Raw genomic sequence first — 19,022 nt, forward strand, 5'->3', positions numbered from 1 at the left:
GGCCATGAGCGTACCGGGGCAGAGATGGAGCTGTGCTTCATGTGGCTGTCGCCTGGTGCTGCATGCCGGCACGTTCAGCGACCCGGCGTGGTTTGAACACGATACGCAGACTGTGGCCCGGGATGTGCTGATGAACTGCGCCCATCTCGACCCGGAAGTGAAAGCCGAGGCCAGGCACAGAAAGCTGCGCAATATGCTCAACGGACTGGATGCAACGGTGATGACGCTGTCCTGGTACTGTGTGTGGTGCGGTGACCATTATCATGGCGTGAAGCATTGTTACCGGTGTCAGACCGGTATCTACAGCATCGAAGAAGTGAACTGGCAGAGAAACTACTGCTGCAGTACCGGATAGTCCCCCCATCCTTATGAACCAGATACCGCCGTAGAGGCGGTGTCCTTCCTGATTTAACCCAAAGAGAGTTTGCATTTTGAATCATTCTTACACACGGGCATCTGATGATGTCAGCGCGGATGCCGTCAGCACGCGTGCATTTCTGCAACAGGCTGTTGACCATTATCCGCGACTTAATATTTTTGTCCGACAGCTCAACGAAAGCAGAGAAAAACGCTAGACTGTGAATCACCCGCAGAACGGTTCAATAAGTGCGTTGCGTCCCTTGGTTGAACTCACAGCTGAGCGCGGCCAATTGCAGCATAATTTTGTCTGGCAGTTCCTGGAACGCTGTAATGCGAACCTGTTGCTGAATAACGAAGAACCTGTTGTCTACCGGCTGTCTGCAAGATAGCGGTAAACCTCACCTAACGTGGGTCGTGCAAAAAAAACCGCGATATCGACATCACGCTGGCAGCGTGCTCTTACTTCTTTGTGCATTACGACCATACCGATCGACGTTCCTCCGACATCAAAGAAATTGCTTTCCGGCGTTAAGGCGATATCGCCCAAAATAGAGCGCCAGATGGATTTAAGTTTTAACATCAGGGGCGGTTCATCTGCTGGCACGAAGGTGGAAGACTCGGCTGGCAGATCGGAAAGCCAGGCCTGTATATCATCAGGCAAACGCTGGCGATCAATTTTACTGTTAGGCGTTAGTGGAAAACGTTCAAGCTGGATAAACACGCTGGGTAGCATATAGGCGGGCAATCGCCCGGCCAGCCAGTTTTTTAATTGTCCAGCAGGGATTATCATGGCCGAGGTGTAAAAAGCTGCAATCCCCGGGTGCCCGTCGGACAGGGTGCGGAGTACCACGGCCACGCCGGTTATCGCGGGATGGGTCAGTAATGTATTCTCGATCTCCTGTAACTCAATACGATATCCGCGCAGTTTAATTTGCGTATCATCTCGTCCAAAATATTCCAGTTCACCCTGCGGGGTCCAGGCGGCGATGTCTCCGGTACGATACAGTCTTTCACCCTCGATGAACGGATGGGTAATATAGGCCTGAAGCGTGCGCGGCTCATCGTTAAAATACCCTCTTGTCAGCCCTTCACCAGCAATATAGAGATCGCCACGCACCGTTGGTGGCAGAGGGGAAAGATCGCTATCCAGCACATACATACGGGTATTCGCAACAGGCTTACCAAGGGTAATCAGTCTGGAATGTGTCAGCTCTTTTACCGCTGACCATACCGTTGTTTCAGTTGGGCCATACATGTTGAATATGCGCAGACCAGCGATCTTCTGAACGCTTTCTAGCAACGGCGCCGGAAAAGCCTCTCCGCCAACCAGTAACAGCGATACGGTGCTGAAAATATCGTCAAGCGCCAGTTCAGAGGCCGCCAGCAGTTGCAGGCGCGAGGGGGTCATTTGCACAAGTGAGACGCGATTGTCACGGATCAGCCTAGCTATCTCATAGGGCTGGGTTTGCTGCTGTTCATTCGCCAGCACCAACGTCCCCTCCGCAGCAAGCGTCACGAAGAGTTCGAGAACAAAAATGTCAAAGGACGTTGACGTCAGTCCCAGAGTCACTGGGTACGCAGGTAGAGGCAGGCTCTCGCGCATGGCATAGATAAAATTCACTACGTTTCTCTGCTCAACCATCACACCTTTAGGCGTTCCCGTCGAACCTGACGTAAAAATGATATACGCCAGCGTTCGGCTGTCAAACGAGGGCAAGATGCCGGGCGAATCATTATCCGGTCCGACACTTATGGCCGTGGCGGGATTGATCACCTTGCCGGTATAGGCAATGCCCTCCTGGAGAGGAGCATCAGAGAACAGGATATCGATTTGTGACGCCTCTATCATTGCGGCCAGACGGCTGGCGGGATAGGTAGGGTCAAGTGGCACATAAGGTGCACCGATTTTCACGGCCGCGAGCAGTGAGCTAATGAGATAGCTGGTGCGACTCAGCATCATGCCGACAGCCTGTCCGGGTTTGATTCCCTGAGCCAACATCAAATTTGCCAGTTTATTCACCTCATGGTGAAGCTCCCTGTAGGTTAACTTTCTGTCCCCACAGATAATCGCTGTGCGTGATGATGTGTGCTCCAGCAGAGGTGATAGTCCCTGATGTAACGGGTATTCACGTGTAGTGTCTCTGGCCTCTTTCCACATCCTGTTACGCTGTTGTTCTGTGAGTAAATCGAATTGACCGGCGTACATCCTTGGATTCGCAACCGCCTGACTGATGATAGCGGTTAGCCACTCTCCCCATCGGCTGACATGTTGCGGACACAGTTTTTCCGGTGAAAAATGCAAACGGCATGCCAGTGTCGGTTCCGTCATCATAATGTCCAGTGCCAGCATCGCAGCGGGTGATGAAGAAACAAAATCTGTCAATGTCAGCAGATCGCTTAAATCCGCGAAAGAGCTACGCTGAATAAACTGGACGTTTATCGCGGGATGCGGATCCTCTGGGTTGAGGGGAATGATGGCCTGTTGCGCCGGATCCAGCATGCTATTAGTCACCCATTGCATGAAAGGTGTGTCAGAAGAAAAATAAACATTTTGCACAAGAACTTGGTGCATCGGTAGCACTAGGTCCGCAGGCAGACAGCCATTTAGTGCAAGCGAAAAGTCATTCTGACGCGTTAACTTGTAAAGGAATGTACTAAAACAGCCCAGCAGGAAATGCCCGATCGGGCAGTGATAATCACGACAGAGAGAGAAAATCTGGTTGATGACCTGCTGGTCGAGCTGCAGGTCCACCCACGGCGTCACGCTCTCCGCAGAAGATGTGGTTACCGGGAGAACAGGTGCGGGCAGGACCACTAAAGCGGATGGCCAGGTGGCAGGCACAGGTAATGATTCCCCACGGTACAGTGCGCTAAATGTGCGGACCAATAGGGCCAGTGTGTTTTCATCACCGGCAGCCGGATCAACACCCAGTGTCAGTGCTCGGCTGGTGAGTTCATGCTTAAACCACCAGTGCTGCCTGCTATGAGCTGTGTGGTGGGGATAGCAAAAGGCCAGAGCAGCAAACAGCAGCGAAGCCCGGCTGGTGTCAATATCCGGCGAAAGTGAAAAGGTGGCGACACTCCAGGTACTGAGGTCTCTCAGGGGCTGGTAAGGCAGGGTGAAGATGTTGCTGGAGCCGGCAGCCACGCCTGCGGGCGCGGTAGAACGAGGCATGGCGTTGAACCAGACCCGAGAACGGGCCATGCCTGTCACCGGTAATGACAGCACGGGCCGCCGGTCGCCGTGGTAGCGTTGCCAGTTGATTTCTGCACCTGCCATAAACAGGGACACCCATAGCGCCTGTAAATCCTCTCGTTGCTGCGGCAGCCTCATTCTCTTCATCTGCGCAGAGGATCTCTCCATTGCCTCTGATTGATTATCATCAGAAAAGACCAGTGCAATGAGGGGACGCTTGCCATCTGTGTCTGACCCGTCGTCAAACGATAAGGGCTTTGCCACATGACCTAGTCCAGGCAGGGAGAGTAGGCGCATAAAGTCGGTCACCAACGTCTGCAACGCGTCGGGGGTGATATCCGGTGGGCAACTCATGGGCGGAGTGAGGTGTTCGACATTAAATGCATCCAGCTTCACCCCTCGCTGTTGTAATAAGCGGAAGAGCGAATACTGATGGCTCAAAGAAAGGGCTATCTTTAACAAAGTATCAGCCGTGTTTGCAGCGGAGTCTGCCAGAGAGTGAAATGTCGTGTTTTGCAGAAAAGGGATATCAGCCAGGCAGTCATCAAATGCTTCACGATAACCGTCCTCATGCTGATAAAAATCGTTCATCGCCGGCCAATAGACAGCAGGCATTGCGCTGTAAATGAAAATAACCCTGGGCAGGCGTGGAGACGGTATTTCAGCACTTCCCTGCCTGAGACGATGGCTTTGGCTGCGCAGTTGTTGGCGCAAAGTCGCTGCATCTGTTACCGGACAGCCAAACCGCACAGGATAAGCCGAGCGCTGGAGATTCGTCGCCCTGCACCACTCCGCCAGCCGGGTCTGACACGCCGGTAGGCTGTCCGCGAGAGCATCAAGGGTATTGGCCAGTCCTGCAACCGATTTAGCCGCAGCAGTAAACAGAGGGTGTGGGTGAGCCTGCGTATCTCTGCTGGATGTTCTCTCATCCACTGCCGGCCACTCCTGTAAAATCAGATGCGCATTAGTACCATTGATACCACGTGCGCTGATCCCTGCTGTTCTGGGGTGATTACCTTTCGGCCAAGGGATCAGTTCAGTCACAACCTGTAGTGGAGTTGCCTGCCAGTCAATGCGAGGACTGGGGGCGGAATAGTGCAAATTTGCGACCAATTGACGATGTTGCATACAGAGTATGACTTTAATCAAACTGGCCATGCCTGCCGCAGCTTCCATATTGCCCAGATTTGTTTTCACGCTACCAATAAGCAGGGGGGAGGTACGTCCGGCAAAAACAGCATTGAGCGCGGCGCTCTCCTGAAAATCCCCTATCGGGCTGCCAGAACCATGTGTTTCCAAGTAATCAATAGCATGATAATCGAGCTGGCTGACGCGCAGTGCCTGTCGGATAACGTCGACCTGGGGCTGGGGGACCGAGGCCAGGGGATTTTCACTACGACCACTATTATTGATGTACCCTCCTTTCAGTACGGCCAGTATCATATCGTTATCCCGTTGAGCATCTTCAAGCCTTTTCAAGACTAGTGCTGCACAGCCTTCACTGGGTACGTACCCATCGGCATCCGCAGAAAAACTACCGCATTTGCCTGTCGGTGAAATCATGTTCAGTGCGGAATAACTGATGTAACCGTCAGGTTTGAGAATAAGATTAACCGCACCCGCGAGTGCCAGATTACAGTGATGGGCGTTTAAAGAACAGGCTGCCTGATGAACGGCCACTAATGAAGAAGAACAGGCCGAATCGAGGGCGATGCTGGGGCCCTCCAGGCCGAATGACCAGGAAATACGTCCGGCTGCGGTACTGAATGTGGTTCCCATCAGCGAGAAGGGTCCGACGGGTTCCCCCTGGTCTTTGCCCACCGCCAGATATTCAGAGTTTGAAATACCGATATAAACCCCGGTATTAGTGCCCATCAAATCAGCAACACGTATTCCCGCATTTTCAAAGGCTTCATGACTGACCTCTAACAACAGGCGATGTTGGGGATCCATTGCCTGCGCTTCATTTGGCGATATATCAAAAAATCCAGCATCAAACTGATCTATATCACTGATAAATCCTCCGCGATGTGTCGCGCAGGGCTGATTATCCAGAAATGCATCCTGCCAGCGCTCTGCCGGGATGTCCGTCAGCGGATCAATACCTTTACTTAACAGATCCCATAACTCTTCCGGTGTGCTTATATTACCAGGGAAACGGCAGGATAACCCTATTATGGCAACGGGAGAGAAACGTGATTCATTCATGATATTACCTAGTCTGAGAGAGTGGACTGACATTAATCAGATAAGTTTCAATGCTGTGAAATGATATTTTTACAAATGAGAAAATGCTGCGCGAAAAAACATCGCGCAGCTAAAAATTAATTGGTGATTTTCTCAAATAAAGGAGAAATATTTATGGAAACCTGCGGGTTATTATCCTTAGGTACAGGCAACTGCCATAATAGAGCATCGCTGCGCAGGCCAAGAATATCTCTCATTAACAAAGACTTCTCCGGCATGACCGGATAGAATATTCGTGATATTACGTCAAGGCTGTAATAAAGTATGGCCAGTGTTTCATCCAGTTGCTGTTTTTCACCTTGTTTGAATAAATCCCAAGGGCGACTATCATTAATGAATTTATTAAGCTCCCGGACGAATTCCAGCGCTTTTTCATAAGCCATGGATAATTTCATATCATCGACCAGTAGCATCATGGCGTCAAGCGTATGAGCAGCAAGTTGAATGAGGAAATGATCACGAGCTGTCTGTTCAGATAATGCGGGTGGCGTGCCATTACTGTATTTATTGATCATGGCTACTGTACGGGAAAGTAGGTTTCCAATGTCATTAGCCAGATCGTTATTTAAACGTTGCTGAATAACGTCTTCACTGATTATGCCATCTGAGCCAAAACGAAGTTCTTTAATCAGTGTATATCTGAGCACATCGCTGGTGTATTTTTCTGCAGCAAAGAGAGGATCCACACCATTACCCAGAGATTTACTCATTTTACGTCCATCGCTGCCCAACAGATGCCCGGAAACCAGCAGACGTTTGTAGGGAGTAAAGCCCAGCGCTTTACACATACTCAACCAAAAAAGAGTGTGTGTTTTCAATATGTCTTTACCGATAATGTGTTGAGATGATTGCCATAACGCCTCAAAATCCTCTGGATCAGCATGATGAATGGCGGAAAGATAGCTCAGAAGTGCATCAAACCAGACATAAGTCACATGCTCATTATCCCAAGGTATAGGGATACCCCAGGAAAGACGCTCTCTTGGCCGGGAAATACTCAGGTCGCCAATGTCATCATTCAACATCTGTAATACTTCATTCGCATACTGAGAAGGTGAAATTAAATCAGGGTGTCCGACCAGATATTCTTTAATCCACTCCTGATATTTTGACATTCTAAAAAAGTAGTTTTTCTCTTTACGAATGACAGGAGGATCTTTATCTTCCGGAATTTTCCCGTTGACAAGTTCTTTTTCGGTAACGAACCGCTCTTGGCCAACGGAATAAAGTCCTTCATATTCTGCTGAGTAGATATCGCCAGCGGCATAAAGTTTTTGCAGTAGATTCTGCACAAAATCTTTATGGAAGGATGACGAAGTTCTAACAAAGAAAGAATAGTCGATATTTAATGCTTTCCACGCGGAAATGAAATGTTCGGCATTTTGGAGTACAAATTCTTCGTTAGTAATATTACGTGCAGCAGCTGCCTTGGCAATTTTTTCACCATGTTCATCCGCGCCGGTCAAAAAGAAACTCTTATATCCCGCCATTTTTTTAATACGATGTATTACATCTGCATGGATAGTCGCATAAGCATGCCCCATATGAGGCTTATCATTAACATAATATATCGGAGTGGTTATGTATGACATCATGGCCTTAGAGAAATCCTTTATCGATGAGTCTGATATTTATCTTAATCCACTCTATTGTATTTCTTTTATGATGTAAATGGGATTGTGCCCGCATTTTTAAATTAAATGCGGGCACAGACCCAAGTTTCAATGAGAAAATACAGCACTGCGATTAAAACCGCGCAATGAATATTTATACTATTTAATTTGACAAATAGCCTAGTGCTTTCGCTATTTTACAAAGGGCGTTATCCTTATAAAGCGTATTGGTATATACCGCAGTTCCCACTTCCAGCGCAATGATCACGTTAAAGTAGGGATGCGTCGCCTCAATAAAGGGATAAATTTGAGGTGGATGATCAGTCAGTCCGGTAATAGTCATTGGACTGACCTTGTTTACTCCTCCCTTGGTCTGATACTTTTTGGCCACGTCATAAATCATCGTTTCATTAGCATGACCCACCGCCTCTGTCACTTTCTGGCGCAGAGCAACCATATCCAGATGTGCTGTCAATGCATGGAGATAGAGCAAGTAAAATAATGACACTGACAGGGTCGGTTGCTCTGCCTGCCAGTTTTTAAGAATGGCATACAGACCCAGACAATGATCGGCTACACTGTAGCCGTAACTATTTTTATCATCGCCGCTGTACTGCTGAATAAGCCGACGTGCAGAGGCTTCTGCATCAGACTCTGCTGGCGGTAAAAAACTTTTCAGCACCAACGTCTGACGCAGTTCACCGCAACGGCGACTCAGAGAACGCGCAGCATGTGGAGTGCGTCCGTCGAAAATTACCAGCCGGCCATAGCGCGGGATCACAGACTGAATAATATCACCAGTATGGTTAAAAAATACTGTCTCGCCTGCCCACTCAGGGCGCCAGGTTTTATTCAGATAAATCAGCGTGGTGAAATGCCCCGGGCTGCGACTGTCCGTATGAGGATACCCCTCAATGCCATAAGTGTGTGCATTTACATAGCAACGCACAAGTTTATGTTCTGGCAACCATCTATCTTGGATCAGCTTCCAGAGCCGATTAACCGGCTGGTACAGAGGATTTTGCGCCAGCAACGACTGCTTATCCTGCTGATTTCGCGGCGTTGCCTGTAGGATCTCCTGATTCCAGTGGCCAAAGGATAAACCTTCACGGTCTGACAATGAACCAAATTCCCACCTTGCTTCATTGTTTATCAGATGGAGAGTCTGCTCCAGTACATCTTCTGGCAGGGCTTCATCAGTGACATGCAGTCGGTTCAGTGATTCTGTATTACCCATAGTGGTGGATCGCCTGTTCCAGAACCCGACAGAAATTATGAATATCCTCTTCATGCATATCGGCACGGCCCATTATCCGCAGCCCGGATTTACCCCGTGCAACAATCGGGAAAAATACGGCGGAAGTATAGAAGCCCTGCTGGTAGATATACTGAGCCACATTAATTGCGCTTTCAGTATTTTCAAGATTGATGATTCGAATAGGCAGTCCGTTACCGGCGTTCGCGGTGGGAATGGTGTTATCAAAGACATTCATCATCTGACTGAGCTGCTTTTGCAGAACCGGCAAGGTATCAGATAGGTGAATTTTTGCCGAGGCATAGACGGCCCCTAAGCCAGCGGCATTAATCATCTGCGACCAGCCAAGCGGGCCACCACAATAGTCAAAAATCTCCCGCCATGATGGATTACCAAACAGAATAACTCCGCCTGTGGCACCAAATGCCTTGGCCAGCGAGCCTACAATAATCGTGCGATCACCCATCTCTTCAAGTTGCGAACGGACGAAACCGCAACCCCGTTCGCCATATACGGAGAGGGCATGAGAATCATCGAAATAGAGGAATAAGCCATATTGTTTCTGGAGTTCTACCAGTTCTTTAACGGGAGCATTCCCTCCCATGCTATAGGCCCCATCAGCAATATAGGCGACGACGTCATGCTCTTTGCACAACTGTTCAATGAATTCCACGTCGTTGTGTGGGGCTGTCAATACTGTGGTTTCATCGCCACAGGCGGCTTTCATTACATTCATTGAAAAATGACAGTTCTTATCGAATACCATTACCGGTCTTTTACCTTCAGTAAAAATTCCGGATGCGATAAGGGGTAAAACCACCGCAGAACAGGACGTACAGGATGGCGTGAGAATAGCTTCGGACTGGTAAACCTGTCCCATAGCAGCTTCCACGTCATCCATTAGCTGCGGTGCTACGCGTGCGCGTGATGCGGATGTGCTCATCACCCCTTCCTGCTGAATAGCCGCAATAGCGCCGGCAAGAATATCCGGGTGGCGGTTTAATCCGAGATATGAGCACGAAATCATATTGATGAATTTATGGCCTTCAGCAGTGCATAGTTTGTTGTCGACAAATCCTGTGGTGCGGATATTGGTCAGGCCTTTGCTGCGTGCTTCACGCCATGAAGGCATGCTTAACTCGATCATTTTCTGAATATTTGCAAATTGTCTCATAATTAAAGTCCGTGTCAGGCGTATTTAGGGCGTTTGGTATTGTTGGCATCAAGAAATTCAGGCAGCAGGGGAGGAAGATAATCCTCATATTCTAGGAAGTAACTCTTCTCCGGTGCCTCAGGATAAAGTGTGTGATAGATCATTTTGGTCAGTTGGCGGATGTCTTTCATTTTGCTGACACCATCGTCATAGTGCTGAGCCCATTTTGCTTCTAACTGCTGCAACAGGGGTTCGTACTGCTTTGCTTCTTGTGGTGAAGAGAGTTTGTAGCCAATTCCCTGATAATAAAAATCCGGGAAGGTCACATTAGCCAAGCGGGTAATGTAATCTGAACGACGGAAACGAAGACTGATGGACATGCTGTCTTCAATATAATCAACATAGTGCCAGCTAAGAGCGGGGACAAACATGCATTCCCCGGCCTCCAGTATCACTTCACATCCGCCGGTAAACTCTAGGAAAGCCTGACGATCGGCATCCGTGAAATTTTCTAGGCTCCAGCCCGCGATCTGTGCAAAAGGGGCCAGTTTATGAGAAGCCGACTGGGGCCAGGTAATAAAACGTTTACGGCCAAATACCTGATACAGGAAACCGTGTGTACCTGCTTTATCAATGTGAATATGGGCGAAATTTCCCTTATTACCAATAAAGCACTGATTAACGAACTTTTCGCTTTCCCCCGGACGGGTACGGCAGACATCAGGAATATGGTAGGTATCGCTCAGTATTTTCGGGCTGGGAAATTCAATGCACATCATTTTTGTATCTGGTGTGGTCTCCAAATACTTCAGATAATCTTTAACCGTCATTTTCAGCGTACCGCTCTTATTACCCGGCGAATTGGCACCAGCCTGTTTTTTATACGCTTCACCATATTCATCCTGAATACCGATTATCATATTACCAAAGTGCTCAACAACTTTGTCACGCGTGTTAATCTCTCTGATAACGTCACCTTCAAAAAGGTTAGTAATAACCACAGGTTGTAGGGGGTGCATAATTTCTTTTTCAAATACGTTGTTTGATGGTAATTTAATTCTTTCAACTTTAAAAGCCATGGTATTCTCCATTTGAAATATGAACGCTGTAAAAAGCGTTTGGCTATAATGCTGCTAAGGTTGATGTTTACTGATTGACTGAAATGTTGAGTTTTCCCATTTCCTTTGCATTCATCCATTGACAAAAAGGAATCGGGCCGACGCTGGCACCATTTGCATGATTTATGATATTCGATCCGGATGCATTCTTAGCCCTGATAAAACCACCCAGATTTTTCTCACCGAATATGAATATTCCCCAAATTATTTTTTGCAATTCCACTGAAAGCGAACCATCTTCATGGGCCAGCGTCACATTCATCAAAGAGGGGGCTGCAAAATTCTGAGCAACATAGGCGCGTGAATGGTAAGTCTGCAGAATTGAATCCACAATATATTGCCAGTCATCGTGACTTTCGTCCGCACCGATATAAACATTCAGGCCGCAATTACCGTCGATAGGTTTAATCACCAGACGATCTTTCTGCATCAGAACCTCCTGCCGGGTGTGTTCCGTCAACCAATAGGTATGAGGAACAAAGTCGGCGACAAATTCGCTATCATCCGCAGACAGTTCACCAGCGCGCACTTTTTCCCATAGCAGTGCAAGAATACCTTTATTACTCAGTACATTAAATTTAGGGCTCATCGGGCAGCGAACTGCGCCTGACTGTATGGCTTGCAGAACAGGCTGATATTCATCAAAGCGCTCTTTGATATCGCGCTCATTAAAAAGTCGATAAAGCGTATCGATTTTCCCGCTAGGCCCGTAAAGAAACTGGCCATCAAAACTCACTTCACGATGACCGATAATTTCTATATTTTTGCAGGGTATATATTTTTTCAATTCATCAGCCATTACGTGCAGGGAAAGCTTCATATGCGCCAACACAGAGTCATCTTCGATGAAAACAACCTTTCCACTGAAATCAAAATATTCAGTCGAATGTTTAGCCCATAAATTTAACGTATCGTAAGACTGTTGATATCCACTAAGACGGGGCAGAGATGCATAGAATATTCCACCTACCGTCGTTGCCGTATTGAGTTCGATCAGCTGCCAGCGATTATCTGTCTGGATCAAATCGCTCCGAGCGAAAACATTCGCGGTGATCTCCTCAGGAAATAAAGACAATATTTTTGCCGCCTCAGCTGAAAAACCAAGTCTTAGCGCCATTTTCTCAGCATCACTCCCGAAATCATTGACGTAAATATCCACAAGGAGTTTCAGTATCCGGCTGGTGGATGCTGCGGCCTGTATCAGTTCTTCCTCGGGCAGAGGTGGCGCACCAATTACGATCTTTTCTCCGGCATCGACGATGGTTAATTGATGTGAAATCTGGCATAACGACCAATCCCATAACCCTGTTTCATTTTGAGTGAGCATAGGTGCCTTATTCTTCGGTGATGAACTTAGATTTACGTTTACTTAATTGAGTGAAGTATTCGATGTCGACAATACTTAGTACGTAATTATTTCTGACAAGACAACGTGCAACCGGGTTTTCTGTCATGATGAAAATGTGATCCAGTTTTTTCTTCACTGCATCTGGCTCACTGTTCTGGTTAAGTAACGAAATGATGACAGTAATACGGTCTTTACTCAGGCTTAGTTGAAATTTGATAATATCAAACTCAATCTCAATGGCTGATAATAATGCGATGACATCTGTTTCCGTGAAGTGAGTCTCGCCGACAGTCCACTGCTTGGGGTAGCGGCGACCATGAATTGAGAAGCGTCTTTCCGGTATGCCCTCGGGATCGACCCATTCCATAAAATCGCCGGTATCGAGGCGAATAGCGGGTGCAGACAAACGCAGGCGATTGGTGATGACAGCAGAACCCTTTACACCGCAGTCAACGATTTTAAGGCCAGTTTTCATGTCAATATTTTCAATAATCACAGAGTCATCCAAGGTATTAAATACGTTCTGTGCATAACCGGGTTTACTGTAGCCGATGGCCCCGGCCTCTGTGGTTCCATAAAGAAAAGGAATAAAAACAGCGTCAGGGAATACCCGTGAAAGAAGTTGCTGCTGCGCACCGTAAAACAGTTCACCGCCTCCCCAGATTCGTTTAATTTGCGGCAGTGTCTGATGCTCTTTGAACAGGTGACAGGCCAGGCCTAAAAGTGTTGAGTTCACCCCTGAGATGACATTGGCGTTAAACTGCTGACACACACTGACGATATGTTGATAGTCATGATCGCATCCCAGCGGGATTTCTGAGCAAGGGGATGGGCTGATATTAATGATGTCGTGCACCGCCATGAATGAAGCACTTCCAGCGACTGAAATATTGCAGACGATATCCCCGGCGCACATCACCTTATTGGCCGTATGCTTCTCAGCCAGCAGCGTATTTGTCCGGCACCAATCATCACGGCCAAACAGGGTAGATTTCGCTTTACCGGTGGTAGCCGAAGACTGATAGTACATGCCATGTGCATGCTGAACACTAAAAATGTCAGAGACGCGTTCAGCATCATGTGCAATAGCCATAATTTTTTCATGTGTGGCCACAGGCAGTTCGGTCAAGTCAGAAATCTCCCCGGGTACATGCTTATAGAGATGTTGATAGAAAACCGTCTGCTGTCGTGCAAGAGTAACCAGATTATTCAGCGTCTCTTTATTCATATCTCAGAACTCCACCAAACCAGACTGCGCTAGAATTTCACTCGTAATGATCATGTCCATCATGATGTGGCCGGTAGAGCTAAACAGCGTTCTGCTGGCCGCAAGAACTTGCCGATCGATATTCAGCAGATCAAAAATATCGGTGGCTTTTTCGTGCACCTTGCCAGCTTCTTTTATGGCTGTTTCCCGGTCTTCCACAATAAGAAAACTGTCCTCAAGCAAGGGGTATGACACTTCACGCGAAGAAGAGGTATGCGCGCCCATCACATTTAAATGCGCTGTCTCTTTAATATTTTCATGGTCAAGTAAAGGACTGAAGGAGCCTGTCGCGGTGCAAATAATGTCTGCGCCGCTCGCAGCATGTTGCACGGAGTCTGAGATAACAACCCGGATCAGGGGAAAATGTCTCTGTATATAGTCGGCCAGTCGGGCTGCACGCTGATGACTGCGGTTAGCAATTCTGACTTCAGCGATATCTCTGACGGCTAGCACGGCCAGCAATTGCTGGGTAGCCAGTGTTCCAGCACCAACAAGCGCGAGAACGCGGGATTCCGCTGCGGCACACTGATGGGTGATGACGCCAGTAACTGCGGCACATTTCAGGTTAGTCAGTTCAGTCCCATCGAGCAGCGCAAGGGGTTTTCCCGTCCGGGTATCGAACGTCAGTACCAGACAGTTAACCAGAGGCTGGCTAGGATCGTCATGGGCTACAAAACTGGCCATCTTATTCACAAAGAGATGTTTGTGAGGGTAGTAGCCGGGCATGCTGCCGAAAACGGAGCGGGGTGTATCGCACCATATCAGAGTGCGCATCGGACAGCGGCTGGCTTGATCCACGCGCGCGCGCAACGCCCGCCGCAGCACCGCAACAGCCTGAGGGATGGAGAGGGCTTCTCTGATCTTAGCCGCAGTGATAAAAGGGATATCGTTCATCATTCTGGATCGGTTGATGTGTTGTATAGAGGAATCAGGAAACTACGAATGGCTGTCATAAAGACGACATCACGTTTAACCATTCCGCGGGTTTCGACGGTCACGATGCCTTGTCCGGGGCGGGAGGCAGACGGCCGTTTCGATATCACTTCGGTTTCAGCATAAATGGTGTCACCGACAAAGACGGGGTGAGTAAAACGGACTTTGTCCCATCCAAGATTGGCGATCCCTCTTGCGCTAGTGCCGGCCAGGCTGAGTCCACCGACAATACCGAATGTCACTAAGCTGGATACTAGTGGTTTGCCAAATTCAGTTTCGCTGGCATAGTCATTATCAATATGTAAGGGGTGATTATTAAGATTGATTAGGGATTGCCAGATATTATCGATCTCAGTGACTGTTCGGCCGGGTTTATGCATATAGATTTCACCGGGTATAAAATCCTCATACCACAAGCCGTGACTTTCTTCGTAACGGTTATGACCTTTGTACACCAGACGAGACAGAATCTTGTCTTTCTCCATTTTATTTTCCTTTTTCTGTAAGTGCAGAGTGAAGAATGTTTTGAGCGTACTTAATAAACGGTGGCCCTGTCATTTCACCATTATGTTTAACGATAGTTTCATTTTCATGTCGTTCAACTATATTGCGTGCCTGATTGACTTCATCATGATGAAGACTGAATACACTGTTAATTGAGGCCAGTTGCTGCGGATGAATAGCGATTTTACCCTGATAACCAAGCTCTTTCGAAGTAATACAATCCTGTTGAAGCCCACTCAGATCATCAATATTGAAATAGGGGGAGTCGATAATCGGTACGTTAAGCTCATGACAGAGAAAACTCAGCTCTTCTTTATATTTTGTTAGTGTGGCCTTTTTAGGGTTAAATCCCATGTCAAGAGAAAAATCAGCCGCCCCGAAATGAAATGAGGTAATATAGTCCGGAATGGTAGTTGCTGAACGCAGGAAACGTAATCCTTTGATAGACTCAATTACCGGGATGATTTTCAGCTTGGGCTGAAAAGGTGATAAGACCTCTTTAACAATTTCTGATTCACGCAGGTGACTGAACTTAGGAATAATAATATATTCTGGCGCTATTTTATTTCTGGAGAAGAACTGCAGGTCGCAAATTCCTTGTTCATCAGCAAGGTAATTTATACGCACTGCATAGCGAGCAGGATTGTTATTTTTTAATTCTGCAAGTACGCGATTTCTTCCCTGCTGTTTCAGATCCAGAGCGAGTCCATCTTCTAAATCGAGAATTACAAAGTCCGCTTCGAATTCTTTTCCTTTTTCAAAAATTTTTTCATTAGTCGCAGGGCCGCATAGCCAGCTGAAATCCGCCACAGAAATTCTCCTTTGCTCTGAGTGTTTTATCGTGTTAATGCATTTTATTTATAATAATGATAAGCCACGGCTATCATCGACGCTTCCTTCACAGTAATGATAAACAGGCCGGATCAATATAACGCCATGCCACCATCAATAACCAGTGTAATACCCGTAACCCAGGATGCTTCATCTGAAACTAGATATAGCGCTGCACCAGCATGATCTTGCGGTAGCCCTGTCCGACCCAAAGGGATATTTGCTGCTCGCTGTTGCCATAATTCAGGCTGTTCTTCCCATTGCTGCCTGTTTGCATTGGTTGCCGTTAGTCCCGGGCAAAGACCATTGACTCTTATTCCATATTCTGCAAGTTCATAGGCGGCGCTTTTCGTCAGGTTTTCCATTCCAGCCTTTGCAACCTGATAATGTGCTACCCGACTCCGACACAGCCTGGCGCTGAGAGAGGAGACATTAATGATGCTGCCATTGATGTTATTTTTTATCATGTGCTTTGCAACAGACTGCGTAAGAAAAAAAGGGATTTTTAGGTTGGTTTCCATCACCCTGTCATAAGCTTTCTCATCAATATTGATAAAGGCATCACGGGTTAGAATACCAACATTATTGACCAGAATGTTGACGGTACCCAGCGTCTTTTCGCTGTGCTCGATGATTTTTTCACAGCAGCGGAAATCCGACATATCACACTGAAGTGCAGTGACGGAGGTCGTTTCATTATTAAGGCTCTCACAGAGTTTCGCAGATTTAGCCACTGAGTCTTTATATGTGAACAGTATATTTGCGCCGGCGGCAGAAAATTTCCTGACAATTGCTTCTCCAATGCCATGCGTTCCTCCTGTGATAATCACATTTTTACCAGATAAGTCCATTTCACTCCGCCTGTATAGTCGATAATTAGTTTTCGAATTTAATACGCATAACTTTTGGTGACATGAATTGATAATAAAGAGCTGATAGTGTTAAGAGGCCAATTGCTCCCAAAAGTATCCAAGGCATTTCGCTGATGCCTGACGTTTTCCCCAGATCATACAGGCTGCCTCCGCCGCAATATCCCATAAGGCCACCCAATGCCAGACCCAATCGGCTGAACCCCATATAGCTACTGCGAGCATTCGGTTTTGCCAGTGAAGCATTCAATGTTTCTCTGGCAGGTTCTACAATGATAGAACCTAGGTAAAATATGGAAATACTGATCAACATGACTGCGGTTTGAGTAATAAAGCCGATAAATACCAGCCCCAAAATCATCAGCATGAGTCCAATACACATACGTGTGGCAAGTGAAAATCTTTTTTCGCTCCATACTACAATAGGATAGAGCAAAAAAACGGAGAGAAGCGTTTCAATCGCGTACATGCCTGTTATCACACTGGCGCTTTTTCCAACATGATAAAGTGCCATCGGTAACATCATTAGAACCTGGACGCTAAGGATATAATATCCTGTTAGTGTCAGTACCCATTTAACGAACTTGCGGTCGTTAACCACGGCGGTCAGCCCTTTAATAATGGTTTGATTACCGGTCGATGTTTTGAATGCAGGTAGAATAAAATAATTTGATAAGGCAGCTATAAAAAACAATCCGCTAGCTGCCCAGCACAGAGAACTGAAATTATAATGAATAAGCCAAGTGCCCAGTAACGCTCCCAATACAGTACCAATGCTATCCTGAATCATCAGAATGGAAAAGTATCGACCTCTTTCATTTGTGCGTGTAATTTTCATGATGACTGCTGAGCGTGGAGGATCAAACATTGCGCCGCCCAAGGCAGATAAAATGCATGCGCTAATTAAAATCCACGGCTGGTCAGCATAGGCCATAGTGGCAAAGCTTAGTGTTCGCATGAACATGCCACTGACGATCATCGGTTTAGCACCAAAACGGTCGGCAATACCACCACCGATAATTCCTAACATTTGCTGTAATAACTGTCGCATACCCAATGCAAACCCTACAACCCATCCACTCCATTCAAGATCATTAATAAAGTGAATGGAAATAATAGGGAAAACAATATAAAATCCAACAACGATCAGTAAATTATCAAAAAGTATAAATCCCTTGCCAATTTTTCTAACCGCAGATATAGATGCCATGCTGGTTACCTTTAACGAGACCGTCAGCAAAATTCAGGAATATTTTTAATATATTAATTCTTTATCATTGTTTATCGTAGGTTACATCGATGGTTTTAATTACACTATAAATTGGATTGTAGATACACATAATAATGGTATCTAACATTGGATAAATAGATTTTTCTATAAGTCTTCTTCAAAAGAACGAGGGTTCATAAACCATACATTGATAATAATCCTTATTGTCAATTTTCGTAAAGTTATGTCATTTATTGCTCTTAGGACAAGTTTTACCTTAGTCACTCAAGCTCTGTCAATGAGTTGTGAAAGTTTTTATGTTTTTGCATTCTAATTGTTAATGAATATATAATGCATTTTGAGTGTAAAATTCTAATTAGTTGATATTATTTGGGTAAATATTCATTTAACTTATCCTCAGGAGTGTTTTATTTTTTTGTTTGCATTTTTGTTGGTTTTTTGTTGTGAATTGTCATGGTGTCCATACGCGTCGCTGCCTTTATATGTTTAATTGTGAGCTTGGCCCAAATCCTTCTCCATTTAGAAACAGAATACCAACATGGTATTTTCCCTGACCCTGACCCTGACCCTGACCCAGAATCCTGTTCCATTCAGAAACAGAATGACGGCATGATCTACACTCCCTGAATGGAGGTGGTGCCGATGAAAAAATCACGATTCACCGAAGAGCAGATTGTTTTTGCCCTGAAGCAGGCTGAACTGGGGACGTCCGTGCCGGAGGTCTGCCGTAAGCTGGGCATTTCCGATGCCACGTTCTATACGTGGCGCAAGAAATACGGCGGGATTTCTCCTTCGGAGCTGAAACACATACGGCAGCTTGAGGAAGAGAATCTCAGGCTGAAGAAGCTGGTGGCCGATCTGAGCCTCGACAAGGTGATGCTGCAGGACGTGCTGGCAAAAAAGACCTGACGCTGTCACGGCAGCGTGAATGGGTCCGGGAGCAGCAGGCACGCTACGGGGCCAGCGAGAGGCAGGTCTGCTTTGCACTGCAGGTCAGCCGCAGTTCGTTCCGTTACCGTTCTGTGGCGGCCGATGACAGCGCCCTGCGCCTGCGTATCCGCGAGATTGTCAACAACACCGCTTAATGACCGCTTTGG

The 19,022-nt window shown here is 46.9% G+C and carries 13 protein-coding genes and 2 pseudogenes; 3 read left to right on the forward strand and 12 right to left on the reverse strand.

Translation table 11 applies throughout. The annotated features are described in order from the left end of the window. Positions 1 to 355 (forward strand): putative zinc ribbon protein (locus Dpoa2040_RS14480; RefSeq protein ID WP_168641708.1); only part of this gene is annotated, 355 nt, incomplete at its 5' end. 268 nt (positions 356 to 623) lie between these two features. Continuing rightward, positions 624 to 749 (forward strand): annotated as a pseudogene (cbl, locus tag Dpoa2040_RS18540) (HTH-type transcriptional regulator Cbl); the annotation flags it as partial. Here the strand turns inward: cbl and Dpoa2040_RS14490 are convergent. The 12 genes from Dpoa2040_RS14490 to mdtH all read right to left on the reverse strand — a co-directional run bounded on the left by Dpoa2040_RS14490 (position 728) and on the right by mdtH (position 17,904). Beyond that, positions 728 to 5,764 (reverse strand): amino acid adenylation domain-containing protein, encoded by a 5,037-nt coding sequence (locus Dpoa2040_RS14490; protein WP_168641709.1) that lies wholly within the window; start codon positions 5,762 to 5,764, stop codon positions 728 to 730. The pseudogene cbl and the gene Dpoa2040_RS14490 sit on opposite strands and share 22 nt — an antisense overlap. 116 nt (positions 5,765 to 5,880) lie before the next feature. Further along, positions 5,881 to 7,398, reverse strand: coding sequence for a methionine--tRNA ligase (gene metG, locus Dpoa2040_RS14495; protein ID WP_168641710.1), 1,518 nt, complete (start codon positions 7,396 to 7,398; stop codon positions 5,881 to 5,883). 181 nt (positions 7,399 to 7,579) lie between these two features. Next, positions 7,580 to 8,653, reverse strand: coding sequence for a 2OG-Fe(II) oxygenase (locus Dpoa2040_RS14500; protein ID WP_168641711.1), 1,074 nt, complete (start codon positions 8,651 to 8,653; stop codon positions 7,580 to 7,582). Further along, positions 8,646 to 9,845: an aminotransferase class I/II-fold pyridoxal phosphate-dependent enzyme gene (locus tag Dpoa2040_RS14505; protein WP_168641712.1), complete on the reverse strand. Its 1,200-nt coding sequence runs from the start codon at positions 9,843 to 9,845 to the stop codon at positions 8,646 to 8,648. Before Dpoa2040_RS14505 ends, Dpoa2040_RS14500 begins: the two co-directional genes overlap by 8 nt. A gap of 14 nt (positions 9,846 to 9,859) precedes the next feature. Next, a complete protein-coding gene (locus Dpoa2040_RS14510; protein WP_168641713.1) occupies positions 9,860 to 10,903 on the reverse strand; it encodes a cupin-like domain-containing protein in 1,044 nt (347 codons plus the stop codon). Positions 10,904 to 10,970: 67 nt separating this feature from the next. After that, positions 10,971 to 12,269, reverse strand: a complete 1,299-nt coding sequence (locus tag Dpoa2040_RS14515) for a hypothetical protein (RefSeq protein ID WP_168641714.1) — start codon at positions 12,267 to 12,269, stop codon at positions 10,971 to 10,973. Positions 12,270 to 12,276: 7 nt separating this feature from the next. Next, positions 12,277 to 13,518, reverse strand: a complete 1,242-nt coding sequence (locus tag Dpoa2040_RS14520; protein ID WP_168641715.1) for a hypothetical protein — start codon at positions 13,516 to 13,518, stop codon at positions 12,277 to 12,279. Positions 13,519 to 13,521: 3 nt separating this feature from the next. After that, positions 13,522 to 14,454: an ornithine cyclodeaminase family protein gene (locus Dpoa2040_RS14525; protein WP_168641716.1), complete on the reverse strand. Its 933-nt coding sequence runs from the start codon at positions 14,452 to 14,454 to the stop codon at positions 13,522 to 13,524. Next, positions 14,451 to 14,975, reverse strand: a complete 525-nt coding sequence (locus tag Dpoa2040_RS14530; RefSeq protein ID WP_168641717.1) for a MaoC family dehydratase — start codon at positions 14,973 to 14,975, stop codon at positions 14,451 to 14,453. Before Dpoa2040_RS14530 ends, Dpoa2040_RS14525 begins: the two co-directional genes overlap by 4 nt. 1 nt (position 14,976) lies before the next feature. Beyond that, positions 14,977 to 15,804, reverse strand: coding sequence for an aldolase/citrate lyase family protein (locus Dpoa2040_RS18480; protein WP_168641718.1), 828 nt, complete (start codon positions 15,802 to 15,804; stop codon positions 14,977 to 14,979). A gap of 113 nt (positions 15,805 to 15,917) precedes the next feature. Then, on the reverse strand, positions 15,918 to 16,676 hold the full coding sequence (locus tag Dpoa2040_RS14540; RefSeq protein ID WP_168641719.1) for an SDR family NAD(P)-dependent oxidoreductase: 759 nt from the start codon (positions 16,674 to 16,676) through the stop codon (positions 15,918 to 15,920). A 25-nt stretch (positions 16,677 to 16,701) separates the two neighbouring features. Beyond that, positions 16,702 to 17,904, reverse strand: a complete 1,203-nt coding sequence (gene mdtH, locus Dpoa2040_RS14545; protein ID WP_168641720.1) for a multidrug efflux MFS transporter MdtH — start codon at positions 17,902 to 17,904, stop codon at positions 16,702 to 16,704. Between the two features lie 663 nt (positions 17,905 to 18,567). Between mdtH and Dpoa2040_RS14550 the strand changes: the two are divergent. Next, a pseudogene (locus Dpoa2040_RS14550) lies at positions 18,568 to 18,834 on the forward strand (transposase); the annotation flags it as partial. Positions 18,835 to 19,022: the final 188 nt, after the last annotated feature.

This window comes from Dickeya sp. CFBP 2040, from assembly GCF_012273755.1.
Classification (GTDB): domain Bacteria; phylum Pseudomonadota; class Gammaproteobacteria; order Enterobacterales; family Enterobacteriaceae; genus Dickeya; species Dickeya poaceiphila.

Coding starts and splice junctions, on each gene's coding strand:
- Dpoa2040_RS14515 (WP_168641714.1), bottom strand. CDS start 12,269: ATGCTCACTCAAAATGAAACAGGGTTATGGGATTGGTCGTTATGCCAG.
- mdtH (WP_168641720.1), bottom strand. CDS start 17,904: ATGGCATCTATATCTGCGGTTAGAAAAATTGGCAAGGGATTTATACTT.
- Dpoa2040_RS14525 (WP_168641716.1), bottom strand. CDS start 14,454: ATGATGAACGATATCCCTTTTATCACTGCGGCTAAGATCAGAGAAGCC.
- Dpoa2040_RS14490 (WP_168641709.1), bottom strand. CDS start 5,764: ATGAATGAATCACGTTTCTCTCCCGTTGCCATAATAGGGTTATCCTGC.
- metG (WP_168641710.1), bottom strand. CDS start 7,398: ATGATGTCATACATAACCACTCCGATATATTATGTTAATGATAAGCCT.
- Dpoa2040_RS14530 (WP_168641717.1), bottom strand. CDS start 14,975: ATGGAGAAAGACAAGATTCTGTCTCGTCTGGTGTACAAAGGTCATAAC.
- Dpoa2040_RS14510 (WP_168641713.1), bottom strand. CDS start 10,903: ATGGCTTTTAAAGTTGAAAGAATTAAATTACCATCAAACAACGTATTT.
- Dpoa2040_RS14520 (WP_168641715.1), bottom strand. CDS start 13,518: ATGAATAAAGAGACGCTGAATAATCTGGTTACTCTTGCACGACAGCAG.
- Dpoa2040_RS14500 (WP_168641711.1), bottom strand. CDS start 8,653: ATGGGTAATACAGAATCACTGAACCGACTGCATGTCACTGATGAAGCC.
- Dpoa2040_RS14540 (WP_168641719.1), bottom strand. CDS start 16,676: ATGGACTTATCTGGTAAAAATGTGATTATCACAGGAGGAACGCATGGC.
- Dpoa2040_RS14505 (WP_168641712.1), bottom strand. CDS start 9,845: ATGAGACAATTTGCAAATATTCAGAAAATGATCGAGTTAAGCATGCCT.